At 40.7% G+C, this 18,664-nt stretch carries 17 protein-coding genes and 1 other annotated feature; of the genes, 11 read left to right on the top strand and 6 right to left on the bottom strand.

Annotated elements, in window-relative coordinates:
- The first annotated feature begins 188 nt into the window (after nt 1-188).
- The 5 genes from BMX30_RS04835 to BMX30_RS04815 all read left to right on the top strand — a co-directional run bounded on the left by BMX30_RS04835 (nt 189) and on the right by BMX30_RS04815 (nt 4,318).
- Nucleotides 189-320, top strand: coding sequence for a CcmD family protein (locus BMX30_RS04835; RefSeq protein ID WP_090741729.1), 132 nt, complete (start codon nt 189-191; stop codon nt 318-320).
- Nucleotides 321-336: 16 nt separating this feature from the next.
- A complete protein-coding gene (locus tag BMX30_RS04830; RefSeq protein ID WP_090741728.1) occupies nt 337-843 on the top strand; it encodes a TlpA family protein disulfide reductase in 507 nt (168 codons plus the stop codon).
- Nucleotides 844-906: 63 nt separating this feature from the next.
- The gene (locus BMX30_RS04825; RefSeq protein WP_244532502.1) at nt 907-1,443 is read left to right on the top strand and encodes a cytochrome c3 family protein; all 537 of its coding nucleotides are present in this window, start codon (nt 907-909) and stop codon (nt 1,441-1,443) included.
- Complete coding sequence (locus BMX30_RS04820) at nt 1,436-2,857, top strand: ammonia-forming cytochrome c nitrite reductase subunit c552 (RefSeq protein WP_090741726.1); 1,422 nt, start codon at nt 1,436-1,438, stop codon at nt 2,855-2,857. The genes BMX30_RS04825 and BMX30_RS04820 overlap by 8 nt, the downstream gene beginning before the upstream one ends.
- A gap of 267 nt (nt 2,858-3,124) precedes the next feature.
- Nucleotides 3,125-4,318, top strand: coding sequence for an MDR family MFS transporter (locus BMX30_RS04815; protein WP_090741724.1), 1,194 nt, complete (start codon nt 3,125-3,127; stop codon nt 4,316-4,318).
- A 128-nt stretch (nt 4,319-4,446) separates the two neighbouring features.
- On the opposite strand, the gene BMX30_RS04810 is transcribed toward BMX30_RS04815, so the two are convergent.
- From BMX30_RS04810 to BMX30_RS04800, 3 genes are read right to left on the bottom strand one after another with little or no spacing between them, the layout of a single operon-like run.
- Entirely contained in the window at nt 4,447-5,166 is a 720-nt protein-coding gene (locus BMX30_RS04810; protein WP_090741722.1) for a LutC/YkgG family protein, read from the bottom strand.
- Nucleotides 5,163-6,593 (bottom strand): LutB/LldF family L-lactate oxidation iron-sulfur protein, encoded by a 1,431-nt coding sequence (locus BMX30_RS04805; RefSeq protein WP_090741720.1) that lies wholly within the window; start codon nt 6,591-6,593, stop codon nt 5,163-5,165. Before BMX30_RS04805 ends, BMX30_RS04810 begins: the two co-directional genes overlap by 4 nt.
- 60 nt (nt 6,594-6,653) lie before the next feature.
- On the bottom strand, nt 6,654-7,370 hold the full coding sequence (locus tag BMX30_RS04800; protein WP_090741718.1) for a (Fe-S)-binding protein: 717 nt from the start codon (nt 7,368-7,370) through the stop codon (nt 6,654-6,656).
- A 348-nt stretch (nt 7,371-7,718) separates the two neighbouring features.
- Nucleotides 7,719-7,944, top strand: a binding site (T-box leader).
- 127 nt (nt 7,945-8,071) lie between these two features.
- Between BMX30_RS04800 and leuS the strand changes: the two genes are divergently transcribed.
- Together leuS and BMX30_RS04790 are read left to right on the top strand one after the other, a co-directional pair.
- Nucleotides 8,072-10,489, top strand: coding sequence for a leucine--tRNA ligase (gene leuS / locus BMX30_RS04795; RefSeq protein ID WP_090741716.1), 2,418 nt, complete (start codon nt 8,072-8,074; stop codon nt 10,487-10,489).
- A gap of 188 nt (nt 10,490-10,677) precedes the next feature.
- On the top strand, nt 10,678-10,986 hold the full coding sequence (locus tag BMX30_RS04790) for a rhodanese-like domain-containing protein (RefSeq protein ID WP_090741714.1): 309 nt from the start codon (nt 10,678-10,680) through the stop codon (nt 10,984-10,986).
- Nucleotides 10,987-11,085: 99 nt separating this feature from the next.
- Here the strand turns inward: BMX30_RS04790 and BMX30_RS04785 are convergent, their stop codons facing one another.
- A complete protein-coding gene (locus tag BMX30_RS04785; protein ID WP_090741712.1) occupies nt 11,086-11,862 on the bottom strand; it encodes an acetoacetate decarboxylase in 777 nt (258 codons plus the stop codon).
- Between the two features lie 462 nt (nt 11,863-12,324).
- On the opposite strand from BMX30_RS04785, the gene BMX30_RS04780 reads away from it, so the two are divergent.
- Together BMX30_RS04780 and BMX30_RS04775 are read left to right on the top strand one after the other, a co-directional pair.
- The gene (locus tag BMX30_RS04780; protein ID WP_244532501.1) at nt 12,325-13,014 is read left to right on the top strand and encodes a CoA transferase subunit A; all 690 of its coding nucleotides are present in this window, start codon (nt 12,325-12,327) and stop codon (nt 13,012-13,014) included.
- Complete coding sequence (locus tag BMX30_RS04775; RefSeq protein ID WP_090741708.1) at nt 13,014-13,712, top strand: 3-oxoacid CoA-transferase subunit B; 699 nt, start codon at nt 13,014-13,016, stop codon at nt 13,710-13,712. The genes BMX30_RS04780 and BMX30_RS04775 overlap by 1 nt, the downstream gene beginning before the upstream one ends.
- A 475-nt stretch (nt 13,713-14,187) precedes the next feature.
- Here the strand turns inward: BMX30_RS04775 and BMX30_RS04770 are convergent, their stop codons facing one another.
- Entirely contained in the window at nt 14,188-15,093 is a 906-nt protein-coding gene (locus BMX30_RS04770; protein ID WP_090741706.1) for a nuclease-related domain-containing protein, read from the bottom strand.
- A 123-nt stretch (nt 15,094-15,216) separates the two neighbouring features.
- Between BMX30_RS04770 and BMX30_RS04765 the strand changes: the two genes are divergently transcribed.
- Nucleotides 15,217-15,405 (top strand): sporulation protein Cse60, encoded by a 189-nt coding sequence (locus tag BMX30_RS04765; protein WP_090741704.1) that lies wholly within the window; start codon nt 15,217-15,219, stop codon nt 15,403-15,405.
- A gap of 22 nt (nt 15,406-15,427) precedes the next feature.
- Here BMX30_RS04765 and BMX30_RS04760 read toward each other — a convergent pair whose 3' ends face one another.
- Nucleotides 15,428-16,711: a BaiN/RdsA family NAD(P)/FAD-dependent oxidoreductase gene (locus BMX30_RS04760; protein ID WP_090741702.1), complete on the bottom strand. Its 1,284-nt coding sequence runs from the start codon at nt 16,709-16,711 to the stop codon at nt 15,428-15,430.
- 262 nt (nt 16,712-16,973) lie between these two features.
- Here BMX30_RS04760 and BMX30_RS04755 point away from each other — a divergent pair, with 262 nt between their 5' ends.
- A complete protein-coding gene (locus BMX30_RS04755) occupies nt 16,974-18,596 on the top strand; it encodes a putative polysaccharide biosynthesis protein (RefSeq protein WP_090741700.1) in 1,623 nt (540 codons plus the stop codon).
- Nucleotides 18,597-18,664 lie beyond the last annotated feature (68 nt).

The following is an 18,664-nucleotide window of genomic DNA, read 5'->3' as shown; positions in this document are numbered from 1 at the left end:
AGGCGCAGCTGGACAAGAAAAGCGGAGCCGACTGTCCATCTCCCCAGGCCTAAGACGCGCCCAGGAAGAAGGCGTCCTTTGCCTTCATCCTGGGAGTGGCTTATGCCCCGAGGAGATAGGAGGCAGAGCTGGACAAAGAAAAGCGGAGCTAGACAAAAACAATGACGAAAACTTAGGAGGAACTACAAATGACATATCTATTAATGGGCTATTCAGCTATTTTTACTTTACTTGCGGTATACATGGTGATTCTTGGCAAACGTCAAAAGCAGATTGAAAAGGAAATCAAGCAGTTAGAGGAATGGAATTCAGAAATTTAAAAAGCAGGTGAAGAGGATGGGGAAGAAGCTTGTACCGATTTTCGTCATTATTGCTGCTATCGGGGTTATCGGCTTTCTCATGAATGGCCTTAGTGAAAAAGTTTCCGCTAACCCTGGGGACGTGGCAATTGATTTTGAACTAAAGGATATCCACGGCGAAACATATAAATTGTCAGATTTTAAGGGCCAAACCGTTGTATTGAACTTTTTCGCCACATGGTGTCAGCCGTGTATCGACGAAGCACCTGAGCTTGAAGCCTTTGGAAAAGAGTACGAAGATGCAAAACTAATCATCATTGCCAAAGGTGAATCGAAGAAAAGGATGGAGAAATACATTAGCGAAAGTAATTCTAAACTTCTCTATCTTTTAGATACAAAAGAAGAAACATCGAATGAGTATAGCGTCGTAGGTCAGCCTGACACGATTATCATCAATAAGGATGGAATTGTAGTCGAGAGGTTTACAGGCCCGACGACCAAAGACCGTCTGATTGAATTAATTGAGGAAAAAGCTTCATCTTAACCATGGTTAAAACACCTTTAGTGTTTTAAATAGATTTATTTTTTACCAGGGGAGGTGAAAGGGATGTTTAAAAGATCAATCAAAAAGTTTTTAGCGATGGATAAAAGAATGCTGCTATTCATTGGAGTTTTTACTGGAATTATCTTGTCGGTGGTTACTGTCAAAGGGCTTGCATACACAGATTCACCAGAGTTCTGCGGTAGTTGTCATATCATGAACAACGTCCATGACTCATTTGCTAGTTCTACACATGCTGAATTAGCTTGTAGTGACTGTCATCTACCGCATGATACTGTGGTGAATAAATATGTTAACAAAGCAAAAGCCGGTGTAAGTCATGTATATTACAATACACTTGGCGAATCTAAAATACCACATGTATTACATGCGAAAGAGAGTTCCTATGAAATCATCAATGACAACTGTATTGATTGCCATCAGAGTACAGTAAATAATGTGTCACATGATGCGAAAGACAGTTGCTCAAGCTGCCACCAGGCAGTTCCGCATGGGGATGATTTCAAAACAGAAGATTACTTTAAACCAGCAAAACCAGGAGAGCTTTTAGAAAATAAGGGAGGTACGATGAATAATGGCTAGGAATTTTAAATGGGCATTTTTGCTCCTAGTCGCTGTCATGCTTATTACAACCGGATGCGGTTCAGAAGATAAAGAGACTGCCGCTACTGAAGCAAAAACCGGTCTAAGCGCTGATGAAATCAGCAACGAAGCATTTAAGGATTTATTCCCGCTTCAATATGACAGCTACCAGAAGAATGCAGAAATGGAAGATACAAAATACAGTGGTTCAGTAAAACGAAGTAAATATGATCATGATAAGGAACCATATTTGCCAATCTTGTTCAATGGATATGGTTTTGCGACCGAGTATAATGAGGACCGCGGTCATATTTATGCAAACGAGGATGTTCGAGATATTGCTCGTATTACCGATAAGTCAATCGGTTCTTGCTTAACTTGTAAATCTACAGCTGTTCCCCACATGATTGAGGAAATGGGTGACGATTACTGGGGCGGTAATTTCAATGAAGAAATTTGGCCAAAAGCCGAATCAATGGGCCATTCCCCAATCGGTTGCTCTGACTGTCATGATCCAGAAACAATGGATCTACGCGTAACACGTCCAAGCTTCATTAAGGGAATGGAAGCTCAAGGAATTGATATGTCCAACCCAACCAAAAATGATATGCGTAACTATGTATGTGGACAGTGTCACGTCGAGTACTACTTTGATGCAGACAATGGTGAAGTCACCTATCCTTGGGATAACGGTTTTAAGCCAGAAGAAATGTATGAATACTACGAAACAACGGCTAAAGAAGAAGGATTCAATCAAGACTGGATTCACAATGTTTCCGGTACACCAATTGTGAAAGCTCAGCACCCAGACTTTGAAACACATATTGAGGGCCCACATGGTGAAGCAGGCGTGACATGCTCTGACTGTCATATGCCTTATGAGCGTGCTGATGGTAAAAAGAAAATCAGTTCTCACCAATGGACGTCACCACTTAAAACAATGGAAGAGTCTTGTATGACTTGCCATAGCAACAGAGATGTGGAAGATCTAGAAGAGCGAGTTATTAAGATTCAGGATGCTCATATGGAAGCATTACACAAAGCAGAAGATATTTCGATTACTTCTCATTATTACATCAACAAGATGATTACATCTGGTGTTAGTGAAGCAAAGATTAAAGAAGCACAAGAACATGTTCGTAAAGGACAATGGTTCTGGGATATGGTTGCTGCTGAAAGTGCTGCAGGATTCCACAACCCACAGGGGGCAATGGATTCTTTGAAAGTTTCATCAGAAGAATCATTTGCAGCAATTAAAATTGCTACTGAAGAGTTAGTGAAAAAAGGTGTAAGTATTGAAGAATTAGACGAAGAGATTGAAAAAGTGAAAAAGGCTGTGTACGAGGAAACAGACAACTTCAAAAAGAAGGATTTGGCGATCAACGACTATTTCCCTGCACAACAGCCAAAATAAATAGAAAAAACATAAACTAGTTAAAAAATGAAAACACTGTGCAAATAGTAATTTGTACGGTGTTTTCTTTAGTTTAAAATGGAGTTTCAAAGGTGTCAAGTATAATAACAAGCTTGTTAGAATGGTATGTTACCAATTGTAAGAGTAATTCTTTTAATCGAAAATTTTTATTATTAAAGATGGTGGTTATTTATATTGCAAGTTCCCCTCAAACCATCTAAAATTACTTTGGTTATCGAAACTTTATTTAGATGGGAGTAATGAAAAATGCCTAGAGCCTTATGGCTGCTAGTAATTGGCATGGCAGTAAATGCAACAGGTGCCTCTTTTTTATGGCCTTTAAATACAATTTATATCCATGAACATCTTGGGAAATCATTGACAGTTGCAGGATTTGTCCTGATGTTAAATTCAGCAGCAACAGTAGTAGGTAATTTAATAGGTGGCCACTTATTTGATAGGTTAGGCGGCTACAAATCTATTTTAATTGGAATTGGTATTACAATTACAGCCTTATTTGGTTTGACGATTTGGAATGGTTGGCCACAATATATCATTCTGTTAGTGATTGTTGGGTTTGGTTCTGGCATCGTCTTTCCTTCAGTTTTTGCAATGGCGGGTAATGTTTGGAAAGAAGGCGGGAGAAAAGCGTTTAATGCCATTTATGTGGCCCAGAATTTAGGGGTCGCGATTGGTTCAGCACTTGGTGGACTAGTAGCTTCTTACTCCTTCCTACACATCTTTCTAGCGAATGCCCTTCTCTATACTGTATTTCTACTAATTGCTATTTTTGGGTATCGTGGGATTCAGTCTGTTTCACGTTCGCAGTCATCGGTTCTTCAAGAACAGGGCCCAATCAAAAATAGAAGTAAATTGATTGCCCTCCTCACATTATGTATAGGGTTTATGCTTTGTTGGGTTGGATACTCCCAATGGGCTTCGACGATTTCTGCTTATACGGTTCAACTAGGTATTCCGTTAACTCAGTATAGTTTCTTATGGACGGTCAATGGAGCGTTAATTGTGTTGGGGCAGCCGATTTTAAATAGAGTCGTAAAAAGATTTGAAAAGAATCTTAAACTACAAATTCAAATTGGTTTGGTTATCTTTATTGGCTCGTTTATCGTGTTATCAGGGGCACAGGAATTTTCCGCGTTTCTAACAGCGATGATTATTCTTACCATTGGTGAAATGTTTGTCTGGCCGGCAATCCCTACGTTGGCTGATTCCCTTGCACCAAAAGGGAGAGAAGGATTTTATCAAGGAATTGTCAACAGTACAGCAACCGGGGGGAGAATGATTGGACCCCTACTTGGCGGGATTTTAGTTGACACCTTTGGGATGCCAGCTCTGTTTACAGTCTTAATTGCTTTATTCATTGTGGCAATTTTTACAACCGCTCTTTACGATCGGCAGTTAAAAAAACAAGCTGGAATCTCACCGTTGGGAACAGAAGTTTAGTCATTTATAAAATAAGGCTGTTTCGTAAGCATCGTTGTTAAAATAAAAGCGACAATGTTTTGAAAATGTGAAAAAAGAGCTGATTTGGCATTAATCCAATCAGCTCTTTTTCTTGATTAATTCTTACATTATAAATCTTCAATAATGATGTACGTTGCTTTAAAGGGGCCGTGAACGCCGACCACGAGTTGCAGTTCGATATCTGCTGAATTACTAGGACCCGAAATGAAATTAATGCATGCCGGTACGTTTTTCCCATCTAAATGCAGTTCGCGCATTTTCTGAGCCGCTTGAGTCATGCGGGGCACAATGCTACTCTTAGGAACTAACGCAATATAGGTCTTTGGTAAAAAGCTAACCGTGCGTCCCCGGTCTTTGTTACTTAATAGTACAACCGTTGCAGACTCGGCAAGCGTATATTCACTAATCGTGATACCGACATTGGCTTGTTCAGCGAACTGGATATTTTTATCCCCGGCTGAATGATCCCACTCATGGTAGTCAAGACCCTGATTCGGCCATTCATTTTTAAAAAGGTCAGTAAGCCCCCATTTAGAAAACCTTTCATCTTTCCAGGTCACTACCGGACCACCACCGTAGTTGGTTACTGCTTCGTTCAGGGCTACCGTAAGTCCTGCCTTTGTGGTGGTGACTACGGTTGTATTTATTTTCTCGCAATGGGCTTTCAGTACTTCTACCAGTTCGTCCTCTGTTGCTTCTGATAAAACTTTCGCTTGTGGATTGAATTTCCACTGTGGCCTTTTAACAGGATCACTCAAGCGGTTCCTTCCAAGATTTTGAGCGATGTTGTTTAAAAATGCATCCCGATTCTTGATGGTTCCGGTCATGATTGATTTCCCCCTTTGTCCCTGTTTTTATACCAATCTCTAAATCTTTCTTTACTAGGTGCAGGGAAATCACGAATATCCGTCCAAGCCTTTAATGGACCAGGTCCTTTAGAAATCTTATCATCACTAGTGAAGGGATTCATGGCTGAAGGGGCAAGTTTTGAACCCCATTTATACAGTTTAGGTGAAGCAGCACCTAGCCCGAATGCTTTCATGAGAAGCTTTTCGGATACAGGGGCTTTTCCTTCCTTCTCAACAATGACTTGACGATGTTTATGCAATAAATCATGCAAAGGAATTTTTACTGGGCACACTTCTGAACAGGCTCCACAAAGGGTAGATGCATAGGGTAATTCTTTGTATTCATCATATCCACCAAGAAGTGGTGACAACACCGCACCAATCGGCCCTGAATAAATCGAACCGTAAGAATGCCCCCCGACATGGCGATAAACAGGACAAGCATTTAGACAAGCTGCACAGCGAATACACTGGAGTACAGACTGGAACTCGGTACCAAGAATTCTCGAACGTCCATTATCGATGACGACGAGGTGAAATTCTTCAGGTCCGTCTACATCTAGTTCTTCTCTTGGTCCGGTGAGAACAGTGACATAACTCGGTAGTTTTTGGCCAACAGCACTTCGGGTGAGCATACTTACGAGTACTTCCAACTCTTCGAACGTTGGAACAAGACGTTCCATCCCCATAACAGTGATCTGCGTTTGTGGGAGTGAGGTGACAAGGTCAGCATTCCCTTCATTCGTTACCAAAGCAAAAGACCCTGTTTCGGCAACGGCAAAGTTACAGCCAGTAATCCCGACATCTGCCGTCAAATAGTCTTGGCGGAGCATTTCTCGCGCATGTTGAGCTAGCTCTGTTGGATCAGAGGATTTCTTATATCCTAGCTTTTCTGTAAAAACTTCACGGACTTGCTCTCTGTTTTTATGTAAAGCAGGGGCCACAAGATGGGAAGGTGGATCATGGTCATCCACTTGGAGAATGTATTCTCCAAGGTCTGTTTCAATGACTTCACAGCCGATTTCCTCCAGGCTAGCATTTAAGTTGATTTCCTCTGTGACCATCGATTTTGACTTTACGACCTTTTTCGCATCTTTCTTTTTAATTACGCCACGAATATAGTCATTAGCTTCTTCTGGAGTTGCAGCAAAGAAAACATGCCCACCACGTTTGGCGATATTGTCACTTAGTTGCTCTAAGTAATAATCAAGGTTTTCAAGCACATGCTGACGGATTTCTTCACCATGGGAACGCCATTCTTCCCAATTCCCGAGTTCTTCGACCGCATTTAAACGGCGTGCACCAATGCTATCTTGTGCCCCCGATACAGCCCCGCGCATGAAAGAGTTATTGATTCCTTTGCCAACGCGGTCACTGAAGTTTTCATTCCCGATTTTCATTGCCACCTAAGATCGCCCCCATTTCTTTTAGAAGATTGTATGAAATTGAATCTAGTCAGATTCAGATCAACGGCTATTTAATATTTCCGCAATATGCATGACTTTGATCGGCTTGCCTTGTCGATTAATCCGTCCACCAATATTCATTAAACAGCCTGCATCTGCGCCAATTAAATACTGGGCCTCGGTTTCTTCTACATGTTGTACCTTCTCATCAACCATCTGTTCAGAAATCTGCGCCATCTTGACAGAAAATGTTCCACCAAAGCCACAACATTGTTCTTTCCCTGGCAGCTCGGTAAAGTCAAGTCCTTTTACATGATTTAGTAGAATCATAGGTGCTTTTTGCACACCTAGTAATCTAGTCATGTGACAGGAGGTATGATATGTAGCTTTACCCTCAAGACGGGCACCTACATCCTCAATTTTAAGGACATCCACAATGAATTGGGTAAGTTCGTAGGTCTTTTCTGCAAGTTTTCTCGCCTTTGGCTCCCAAATCGGGTCGCCTTTAAAAACGTGTTGGTATTCATGAAACATATACGCACATGAACCTGATGGAGAAACAACATACTCTGCATCTGCAAATGTATCAATCATCTTTTTCATTGCTTCCTTGGACTCTTTTACGTACCCACTATTGTAAGCCGGTTGTCCACAGCACACCTGTGACTCTGGAAAATCTATTTCACATCCTAAACGTTCAAGCACTTCAACCGTTGCCTTGCCGACATCGCTTTGAAACATATCGACCAAGCAAGTTGCAAAAAGGGTTACCTTCATCTCTCAATCTCTCCCCATATCAAAAGGATAATAATCCATTTCCAGAGAACTAGTAGTTGATTAGTTTTTCTGAATTTTTAGTTAAAGTAATACTACTATATTATAAACCTACATTGAAAGGGATTTCAGTAAAATTCTAAAAAGCTTCATAAATAAAAAAATGATCCTCTTCATAAAGTTTTATTCTTTTGACGTATTGGCTATAATGTATAAAAATAATCACCCATTTTCGAAAGACATCATAGGATAATGAATATTTTAAAGGGTGTAAGGGGTGGCGAAGCATCCCAATTCAGGCCACTCTTGCATCAAAGCTATAAATTGTATACAATATATATACTTTCATACTGATAGACATTGATGAAGGAGTAGTAGTGATGTGAAGCCTGATATGAAGAGAGCTGACGGTAGGTGCAAGTCAGTCTGGCCCATCATGAACTCGCCTTTTAGTTGCTGGCGTGAACTAATAGTAAGGCTAGCCGTTTTCCGCGTTAAGGATGAATGAAGCGAGTGACATATTGTCACTAATGTGGGTGGTACCGCGGGAGAACATACATAATCTCTCGTCCCTTTTTTAGGGACGGGAGTTTTTTTATTTTATAGGCTATGTTAAATCAACATAATCGCTTTAACAGGGCCCTTATATAAAAGCTCAATGTATAGCAGTATATTTTAACGGTTGAGATCAGGAGGTAAATAAAATGAGCTTTAGCCATCAAGAAATTGAAAAGAAATGGCAGAAATATTGGGAAGAAAACAAATCGTTTACAACTACCGAGGACGAAGGGAAAAGAAAGTTCTATGCCCTTGATATGTTTCCATATCCCTCAGGCGCAGGTCTACATGTAGGTCACCCGGAAGGATATACAGCAACCGATATTCTTTCGAGAATGAAGAGGATGCAAGGCTACAATGTTCTTCACCCAATGGGCTGGGATGCATTCGGTCTTCCGGCAGAACAATATGCCCTTGATACAGGTAATGACCCAGCGGAATTTACGAAGCATAATATCGAAACTTTCCGTCGCCAAATTAAGGCACTTGGGTTTTCTTACGATTGGGATCGCGAAATCAATACAACAGATCCTTCCTATTATAAATGGACACAATGGATCTTTTTAAAATTGTATGAAAAAGGCCTAGCCTATATTGATGAAGTAGCTGTTAACTGGTGTCCTGCACTAGGAACTGTGTTGGCTAACGAAGAAGTCATTGATGGAAAAAGTGAACGTGGTGGACACCCTGTCGAACGCCGCCCGATGAGACAATGGATGTTAAAGATTACAGCTTATGCCGATCGTTTGCTTGACGACCTAGAGGAGCTTGATTGGCCTGAAAGCATTAAAGACATGCAAAGACATTGGATTGGACGTTCAGAAGGTGCCGAAGTGACGTTTGATATTGAAGGTCATAACGGAACATTCACGGTATTTACAACACGTCCAGATACATTGTTTGGTGCAACTTATGCTGTGTTGGCTCCAGAACATCCGCTTGTATCAGAGATCACATCTCAGGAACAGCATGCAGCGGTTGATGCCTATATAGAGCAAATTAAGAGTAAAAGTGATCTAGAACGGACCGACCTTGCAAAAGATAAAACAGGAGTCTTCACTGGAGCTTATGCGATTAATCCTGCCAATGGGGAGAAAATGCCTATCTGGATTGCAGATTATGTCTTGATGAGCTACGGTACAGGCGCAATCATGGCGGTTCCAGCGCATGATGAGCGTGACTACGAATTTGCCCAAAACTTTGGCTTAGAGATTAAAGAAGTAGTCGCTGGTGGCGATATTTCGGCAGAAGCGTACCCTGGCGATGGTGAACATGTAAACTCTGAGTTCTTGAATGGACTTAATAAAGACGAAGCGATTAGTAAAATGATTGCTTGGCTTGAGGAAAAGGGCATCGGAACGAAGAAGGTCACTTACCGTTTACGTGATTGGTTGTTCAGTCGTCAACGTTACTGGGGCGAACCGATTCCAATCATTCATTGGGAAGATGGTACGATGTCAGCTGTTCCGGATGTTGAACTTCCGCTTGTTCTTCCTAAAACAACAGAAATCAAGCCTTCAGGTACAGGGGAGTCCCCACTTGCGAATATTGCGGATTGGGTGAATGTTGTTGATCCTGAAACCGGTAAAAAAGGTCGTCGTGAAACAAATACAATGCCACAATGGGCAGGCAGCTGCTGGTACTTCTTACGCTATATCGACCCTAAAAACGAAGAGGCATTGGCCGATGCAGAGAAGTTAAAAGAATGGCTTCCAGTTGATATCTATATCGGAGGAGCAGAGCATGCGGTCTTACATTTGCTGTACTCACGTTTCTGGCATAAATTCCTTTATGATATCGGCGTGGTTCCTACGAAAGAACCATTCGAGAAGCTTTTCAACCAAGGGATGATTCTTGGTGAAAATAATGAAAAAATGAGTAAATCAAAAGGAAATGTTGTAAACCCAGACTCTGTTGTTGATAGTCACGGGGCAGACACTTTGCGTTTGTATGAAATGTTCATGGGACCTTTAGATGCATCTATTGCCTGGTCAACAAATGGTCTTGATGGTTCACGTCGCTTCCTTGATCGAATTTGGCGCTTGTTGGTTGAGGAAAATGGTGGGCTTAGCGAGAAAATTCAGGATGTCGCTGAAGCCGGTTCTTTAGAGAAGGTTTACCATCAAACAGTTAAAAAGGTAACCGAAGACTTCGAGGGCCTACGTTTTAATACCGCTATTTCTCAACTAATGGTATTCATTAACGAAGCATACAAGGCACCGGTAATACCTAAGAGCTTTGTAGAAGGCTTCGTGAAGCTATTAGCACCGATTTGCCCTCATATCGCGGAAGAATTATGGCAGAAGTTAGTCCATGATGAAACAATCAGCTATGCAGCATGGCCTGCCTACGATGAGGCAAAACTAGTTGACGATGAAATCGAAATCGTTATTCAAGTGAATGGTAAGATTAAGGCGAAGTTGAAGGTACCTGCAGATGCAAACAGAGAAACCCTTGAGCAAATTGCGATGGGTGATGATTCTGTAAAAGAACAGATCGACGGGAAAACCGTTAGAAAAGTCATTGCTGTTCCAGGGAAGCTAGTCAATATCGTTGCGAACTAAGTTTTATCTTTGAAGATGGAGAGCTTGAATGGCTCTCCATTGTTACATAGAAAACCCTCGGTTCTTTGAAAGTGATACAGAACGGCGGGGAAGACGGAGATTTTGTCTAACCCGCTTTTGTTTTTGTATAATGAAATGGAGATTTTTTTTAATGAATTTTATGGACAAGAATGAAGGGGCTGATTGTGTTGGATCATATTGAAAAAATTACAACGGATGAACTTCAAGCAAAACTTGAGGCGGGAGAAAAATTAGAGCTTGTCGATGTTCGAGAAGACGAAGAGGTAGCAGCAGGAATGATTCCAGGTGCCAAGCATATCCGCATGGGAACAATCCCAGACACCTTAGATTACTTTGATAAAGACAAAGAATACATCTTTATTTGCCGTTCAGGTAACCGCAGCGGTCATGTTTGTCAGTATCTGCAAGAGCAAGGTTATAAAGTGCGGAATATGGTTGGCGGAATGTTGGATTGGAAGGGCGAAACAGAGGCATAAAGCAAACTAGGCTGATACCAATATTGGATGTCAGCCTTTTTTTATGATTTTTAAATCAAACAACTAATCACCATGAAGTCAATGGGTGAGATTGTATGTTTATTTTTGACTAACTAATTCCTTCTCTTTGACAGGTTGCTCTGTTGCAAGATAGTCATAGACTACTTCTGTACGTGGGAGGCTTAAATCAGTCAAGATATGAGATGCATAAACTACTTCATGGACTGGTAAATCAGCAAGTGGTGCAAGAACATGAGCAAACAATTGCAGGCGGGCTGGTGACTTCCAGGATCCTTTAATGGTAACGTCCTTGATTTCCCCACGAACAAGCTCACAAATACGTGATTGCCCATTTTGACCACGAAGGTGTTTTAGCATAAAATATGGCTTGCAAATTTCCTCACGAGCCTCCTCAGCATCTAGCGGAGCATGTTTATATCCCATCGTTGCAGTCGCTACCCGTAGAGAACCATAGTCTAGTGTTCCAACAAGCGTGTCGGAATCTATGTATAAATTTCCTTTTCCAAACTTTTTAGGGTAGGCACCAACCTCACGTCCAGAAGCAATCGCCCCGAAGTTATCGAGATACATGCAGTGAATATAGTCCCCTTTTTCTCCGTTGTAGGTTACAGGAATCACTTGCCCAACCTCTACATAAGAACCTAGCCCACTTACGTCTGGCATATTGATCACTTCAAATTTTACAATCGGTTCATCAACTTCTAATGGTTCTGGAACAATCTTTCTTAGCGCTTCCAGGTCTGTGCGGTAATAGATATTTAAAAATTCGCGATTATTAAATCTGTACGGCCCTCTTGGGAATGCTGGTGCATCTAATGGAGTTGAAATTTGCTTGGATACATCTTCTAGTTTCATTAGTTAGTTCATCCTTTCCTTTGTTTTAAATAGAGTAAAAATTATTCTTCGATAATATTTTATGTAAAACAAGAGATGTCGGATAATGGTGTTCACAGTCTTTATTCTACATGCATGGAACATTTTGTCAACAAAATCTTCAGACTATTTTGAGATTAGCCGAATGCTTCCGATTGATTTTTTTTTAGGTTTTTACTTTTATTAACCTGTTCGAAACACTATAAAATAAAGGTTTTCAGGAGGTAATTATCCCTATAGGAAATTCTGCTTTATCCTAGAAATTCTGGTCTTTATACCTAATTTCTCTTGAATAGGCATTTTATAGGGAGTTTGCTGGTTGAAAAATGTGTAGAAAAAACTGGAAGTTTGAATTGACAGAAAATTATTCGTGGGTATATTATTTTATTATGCAGTTACATACCAACCAGTTAGTATAAAGACAATTATTCTCAGGGGGAATGGATGATGAATGGCACGATTGACCAGATCCAAACAGGGGTAGAATTCCTAAATGCTGACAAGGCAATTCAAAGAATACCTGAAGGAGCATCGATCATGGTAGGGGGGTTCGGTTTCCCAGGCATGCCTCGGCACTTGTCTAAGGCGTTAGTAAGAAGAACGGAACTAGATCAACTCACATTGATTATGAATAGCCTTGGGAGTGTATCAACTCTTAATGCCCTTTTTGAGCAAAATCGTATAAAAAAAGTAATTGGTAGTTTCTTTTCAACAAATAAGGAGTTAGTGGTAGCCTATCAAGAAGGCAAAGTAGAAATTGACCTGTTGCCACAAGGTACGTTTACAGAAGCGATTCGCTTAGGTGGAGCTGGGATTCCGGCATTTTTTACACCAACAGCTGCAGGCACGGTTTTGGCTGAAGGGAAAGAAACCAGAATCATCAATGGTCGCGAGCATGTCCTTGAACAGTCATTGACCGCAGACGTCGCCATCATTCGAGCGCATAAGGCTGATAAAGCAGGAAATCTTGTTTATAAAAAAACGGCTCAAAACTTTAATCCAGCTATGGCCACAGCAGCTAAGCTGACTATTGTAGAAGTCGATGAAATCGTCGAAGTTGGCGAACTTGATCCGGATTCAATCGGAACACCATTTATCTTTGTTGACATTGTTGTAAAAAGGGAGGAAGTATAATGGGCGTAGATATTAAACAATATATTGCGAAACGTTGTGCGCAGGAACTAACCTCAGGGGTAGTAAACCTAGGGATTGGGATTCCGACGTTAGTAGCTGATTACTTACCAAAGGGAAAAGTGACACTTCACTCAGAGAATGGAATATTGGGTGTTGGACCAGAGCCAGATCCAAATGAGTTTGTGGTCGATCCTGAAACCATCGATCTAGTTAACGCTTCTGGTGTACAACCAATCACCGCACTTCCACATGCTTCGTATTTTGATAGTTCCCTATCTTTTACGATTATGCGTGGAGGTCATCTCGATGCAACGGTGATTGGGGCATTACAAGTATCTGAAACTGGTGATCTGGCAAGCTGGGCAGTTCCAGGAAAAGCTGTCCTTGGAGTCGGTGGCGCGATGGACCTCGTAATCGGAGCAAAAAGAGTCATTGCCGCGTTGTCCCATTTATCTCCAAAAGGGGAACCCAAGATTTTACCAGAATGTAATTATCCATTAACTGCTAAAAATAGAGTAGATACAATCGTAACCGAATATGCTGTTTTCAAATTCCGTGAGGGCCGTATGTATTTAGTGGAAATGGTCGACGAGTTGACCTTAGAGCAGCTAAAAGAAATGACACCAGCACATTATGAAGTAGCTGAGGATTTTAAAGTAGTAAAGCGTGAGGTAGAAGGCGAAGCGGTGTTGGTTTGATTTAGGGTATTGAGGGTGGCTGGTACACCTGCTTATTTATTCTGTAATAAGTTGAGAGAAACGGTCACATTGAAGAGCTCAATGTGACCAAAACGCAAATGAAATCATAGAAACGGTCACATTGAAGATCAATGTGACCAAAAAGTAAATGAGGTTCGAGAAACGGTAACATTGAAGAGCTCAATGTGACCAAAAAGTTATTGAAATCATAGAAACGGTAACATTGAAGAGCTCAATGTGACCAAAAAGTTATTGAAATCATAGAAACGGTAACATTGAAGAGCTCAATGTGACCAAAAAGTAAATGAGGTCAGAGAAACGGTAACATTGAAGGGCTCAATGTGACCAAAACGCAAATGAGATCCATAGAAACGGTAACATTGAAGGGCCCAAAGTTACACAAATGCAAGTGAAATCATGGAACCCGGTAACATTGAAGAGGTAAACCTAAAAGATACACCAATTAATGTTGTGTTTATTTAAAATAACTAAATCTTCCTAACCCCATTATTTTATAGTTCTTATTAAGAATGGTACGAATTGCTTTAATTGACAAAACTCCTCCACACCACTCAACTATCCCAATAGTTGTAACCTTCCTCTCTGGAAAAAGTAGCTTGTACTCCTCGACATTTCGCAACACTGCTGATTCAATATGTTCGATATGTCCACATTTTGTACAACAGACTTTTCTTTTATCCACATTTGTTAACAAAGAATTACAACACTCACAAGTGAATCCCTTCTTAAGTTGCTCATATTTATAGACTGGTAGTTTCGAATAACAAGACTCCCCTATATTCTCATCTAATAGCTTATTAGCTAAAACTTTATGTTTTTCACTCAATTTAGATGGTCTTTTATTTAAATTGTTATAGAAGCGTTTTAGTTGTGTTGGAAAAATGATTTGGAGTTCTGGTGGGACATTGTATAAGAAGAATTCAGGATTGTTAAAAATGAGGTAGCTTTCAATAGGGAAGTTAAAACTAAGAGTTTGAAGCAATTGTCGGAGCAAGGTTTCGCATCTTCTTAGTTGATGCAAGTGATTTTTGGTTTCTTTACCAGAAAGAGTATAGAAGCCATCGTTTTTATAAATGTAATCCCCTTCGTGGTATTTTACGTCAAGCAGATACACTCTATCCTGAGCAATAATTAATGTATCTATCTGAAATTGAGTATTTTTGATCTCAAATAGTAAGTCATGTAAGACCAGCATTTCCTCCTTTAATTTTTCTACCCAAAGGTCGTTGAGCAGTTCACCTCGATAACCTTTTTCCAGTGCCAGATAATATTGCTTTTCATCTTCTGCTAGTTCCATTCGAAAATTAAGTATCTCTAAAATTTCCAATAAACGTGATTTTGTACGCGGTTTTACTATCAAATTCCCACATCCTTTCTAATCCCTATTTTAAGGAAAAAAAATCTACCGAACAACACAATTACGAATGATTGAACATTCAGATAAATGGCGATAATGATAAAAAAGGGAAGGGAGAGGAGTAAAATGATTCAAGTTAGGGTATTTGATCATGAGCATGAAAAAGATCTCGAGAAGGATATGAATCGTTTCCTCAAACAGCTAGATGAGAATAACCTGATTGATATAAAATACAATGTGGCTGCCATCCAAGAAGAGGAAGAAGACGAGGAACAGATTTATTGTTTTAGCGCAATGGTCATATATAAGGCCTGACAAATTTTTGTCAGGCCACTTTTTATGAACTTTCCAACACAAACCCCGCCGCATTCATCCCAGCCAACCGACCAGTTACCAGAGCGGAGGTAATATTATAGCCACCAGTATACCCATGGATATCAAGAATCTCGCCACAGAAATACAATCCGCCCATCAGTTTAGAGGCCATCGTTTGCGGTTCGATTTCTTTGATGGAAACGCCGCCGCCTGTGACAAAGGCTTTTTCGAGTGGCTGCGTCCCGTTAACCGTAAATTGGAAGTTCTTGCAACGATCGACAAACCCTCTAATTTTCTCTTGGGAAATTTGACCGCATTGGGCAGAAGGGTCGATTTCACTCTTCTCAAGTAAAAACAATAAATACCTCTCTGGGAGCAAACCTTTCAAAACATTTTTAACCGCTTTTTTCGGCTCACCCTTAAATAATCCGTTAACTTCCTGGAACAACACTTCCGTTGTTTTTTTATCAGGAAGAGCATCAAGATTCAACACTACCTTAGACAAGTTCCACTTTTTCATCGCCTTGACAACAAATTGACTGCAACGAAGAACAGCGGGGCCGCTAACACCAAAATGCGTGAAAATCATATCCATTTTATGGGTAATTAAAGGTTTTCCCTTTGGATTGAGGACGCTTAAAGCAACCCCACGCAACGACAATCCCTGTAAAACCTTTTCCTTTATAAAAGGCTCATTAGATAATAATGGCACCTCTGTCGGAAATAAATCGGTAATCGTATGTCCTGCTTTTTCCGCCCAGGCGTAGCCATCCCCAGTTGAGCCGGTATGTGGTACCGACTTTCCTCCAACCGCAATTACAACACTTCCCGTAGAAACGGACTCGCCATTAGCGAACTCTACAGACGCGACACGGCCCTCACCATAGTGAACATCGCGGACCGGAGAGTTCACTTTGATTTCAACATCCAAATCCTTGAGCTTGGTTAAAAGGGCATCAACCACCGATTGTGCTTTATTGCTAGTAGGGAACATTCGGCCGTGATCCTCTTCCTTCAATTCAATCCCCAATTCCTCGAAGAAAGCGATAATATCTTCATTACTAAAAATCGAAAAAGCACTATGTAAAAACCGACCATTCCCGGGAATATGTTTGATAATTTCATCGACAGGGAGCCTGTTAGTAACATTGCAACGGCCACCACCAGATATGGCGAGTTTTCTCCCAAGTTTATCCCCTTTATCGACGAGGAGGACCCGTGCCCCTTTTTCGCCAGCTGCAATAGCCGCCATTAACCCTGAAGGTCCGCCACCAATGACAACAGAATCATAATTTGTATGTTTCATTCATAATCTCCTATTCAACAACAAGATTCTCTCATTATAAAACATGTCCAACATCTAGGTAAATGAAACGAATAAAGTGGCGATGCAGTTAAAAGAGAGGTAAACTAAAGAAATGCTTTCACCTAAATTATAAAAAATGTCACAGTTAAGCAGAATGGTTATGATAAAATAAAAAATTGAGAACTTAGCGCGATTATATCGAATTTTATTTTGCTGGAAGCGTAGAGGATGAATTACGCGTTTCAATATAGGAAGGGATACTATGTCATCGAAGCTACTAAGAGGGACGTTTATTTTAACCCTCGGAACCATCATTTCTAAAGTACTAGGATTGTTTTATGTTATACCGTTCTATTCAATCGTAAAAGATCAAGGAACGGCGCTATATCAATTCTCCTATGTGCCTTATACGATTTTTATTAGTATCGCTACCGCAGGTGTTCCGCTCGCGGTTTCAAAATTCATTTCCAAATACAATACGATGGGCGAATATGCGGTTGGGAGAAAGCTGTTTAAATCTGGAATTATCGTGATGTTGGCGAGCGGCTTTATCTCATTTCTAGCCATGTATTTTACGGCCCCAATTCTAGCGGAAATGTCACTCAGTTCTGCTGAAGAAAATCCGATGGTAAGTCAGGAAGATGTGACAACCGTCATTAGAGCCGTTTCTTTTGCTCTGATTATCGTCCCGTTTATGAGTTTAATTCGTGGCTTCTTTCAAGGTCATCAGTCAATGGGGCCTTCCGCTGTATCGCAGGTCGTGGAACAAATTGTTCGGATTGCCTTCTTGCTTGTGGGGGCTTATGTTGTATTAAATGTGATGAATGGGAGCTTGGTAGCGGCTGTTAGTGTCGCGACTTTTGCTGCGTTTATTGGAGCGATTGGAAGCCTTGTAGTTTTAGGCTGGTATTGGTATAAGCGGAAACCGTATCTTGATGAACTTTTAAAAGAAGATAAACGGTCATTGGATATTTCCTTAAAAGACATCTACAAGGAAATCCTTCTTTATGCGGCTCCATTTGTGTTTGTAGGGATTGCTAATCCGCTGTTTCAATTCATTGATCAAATCACTTTTGAGCGGGCAATGACTGCGATTGGGGAAGGAGCACAGGCAACGGCTGCTTTTGCCATCCTAAACTTTCAAACACACAAGCTGGTCATTATTCCAGTCTCTCTAGCGACAGCGTTTTCGTTAACGCTCGTTCCGTCGATTACGAAAGCGTTTGTGGAAAATGATCGGAAAAGCTTGAATCACCAACTAGACCAAACGTTTCAAGTGTTGATGTACTTAACAGTCCCTGCAGCCGTTGGGTTGTCCATCCTTGCTGAGCCAGCTTTTACGGTCTTCTATGAAAATAAAGAACTGGGAACAGAGGTTTTAAGGCTGTATGCACCAGTTGCCATTTTGTTTGCTTTATTTTCCGTTACCGCGGCTATTTTACAAGGGATCAATGAACAGCGCTTTACGGTATTAAGCTTACTTACTGGGCTTTTAGTCAAATTGGTATTAAATATCCCACTCATCCAAATGTTCGAGACACAAGGAGCAGTTATCGCTACGACCCTAGGGTATGTGGCTGCGATTTTAATTAATTTAACTGTCATTAAAAGATATGCTAACTATCCATTTAAGTTTGCGGCCAGAAGGATTTTATTGATTTTGATTTTTTCTGCTGTAATGGGTGTGGTAACGTATGGATTGTATGCGGGCTTAACGCAAATCATTGCGCCTACTACAAAACTTAGTTCGCTAATCATTATTGCCGTGTGTGCAATATTTGGAGCTGGAGTTTATTTTTATCTTGGACTTCGTTCAAGGTTATTGTATTTCCTCTTTGGCAGTAAAGTGGATCGAATTAAACAGAAACTACGGCTTCCTATTTAAAATAAAGGCTATGTTAAAAACGAGGCAGTGGATCTGAACAATGTGCTTTACATAGCCATAATTAAGAA

Origin of the sequence: Mesobacillus persicus, assembly GCF_900109925.1 — a bacterium.
GTDB classification, from domain to species: domain Bacteria; phylum Bacillota; class Bacilli; order Bacillales; family Cytobacillaceae; genus Mesobacillus_B; species Mesobacillus_B persicus.
This window is presented reverse-complemented; position numbering and strand designations above follow the sequence as displayed.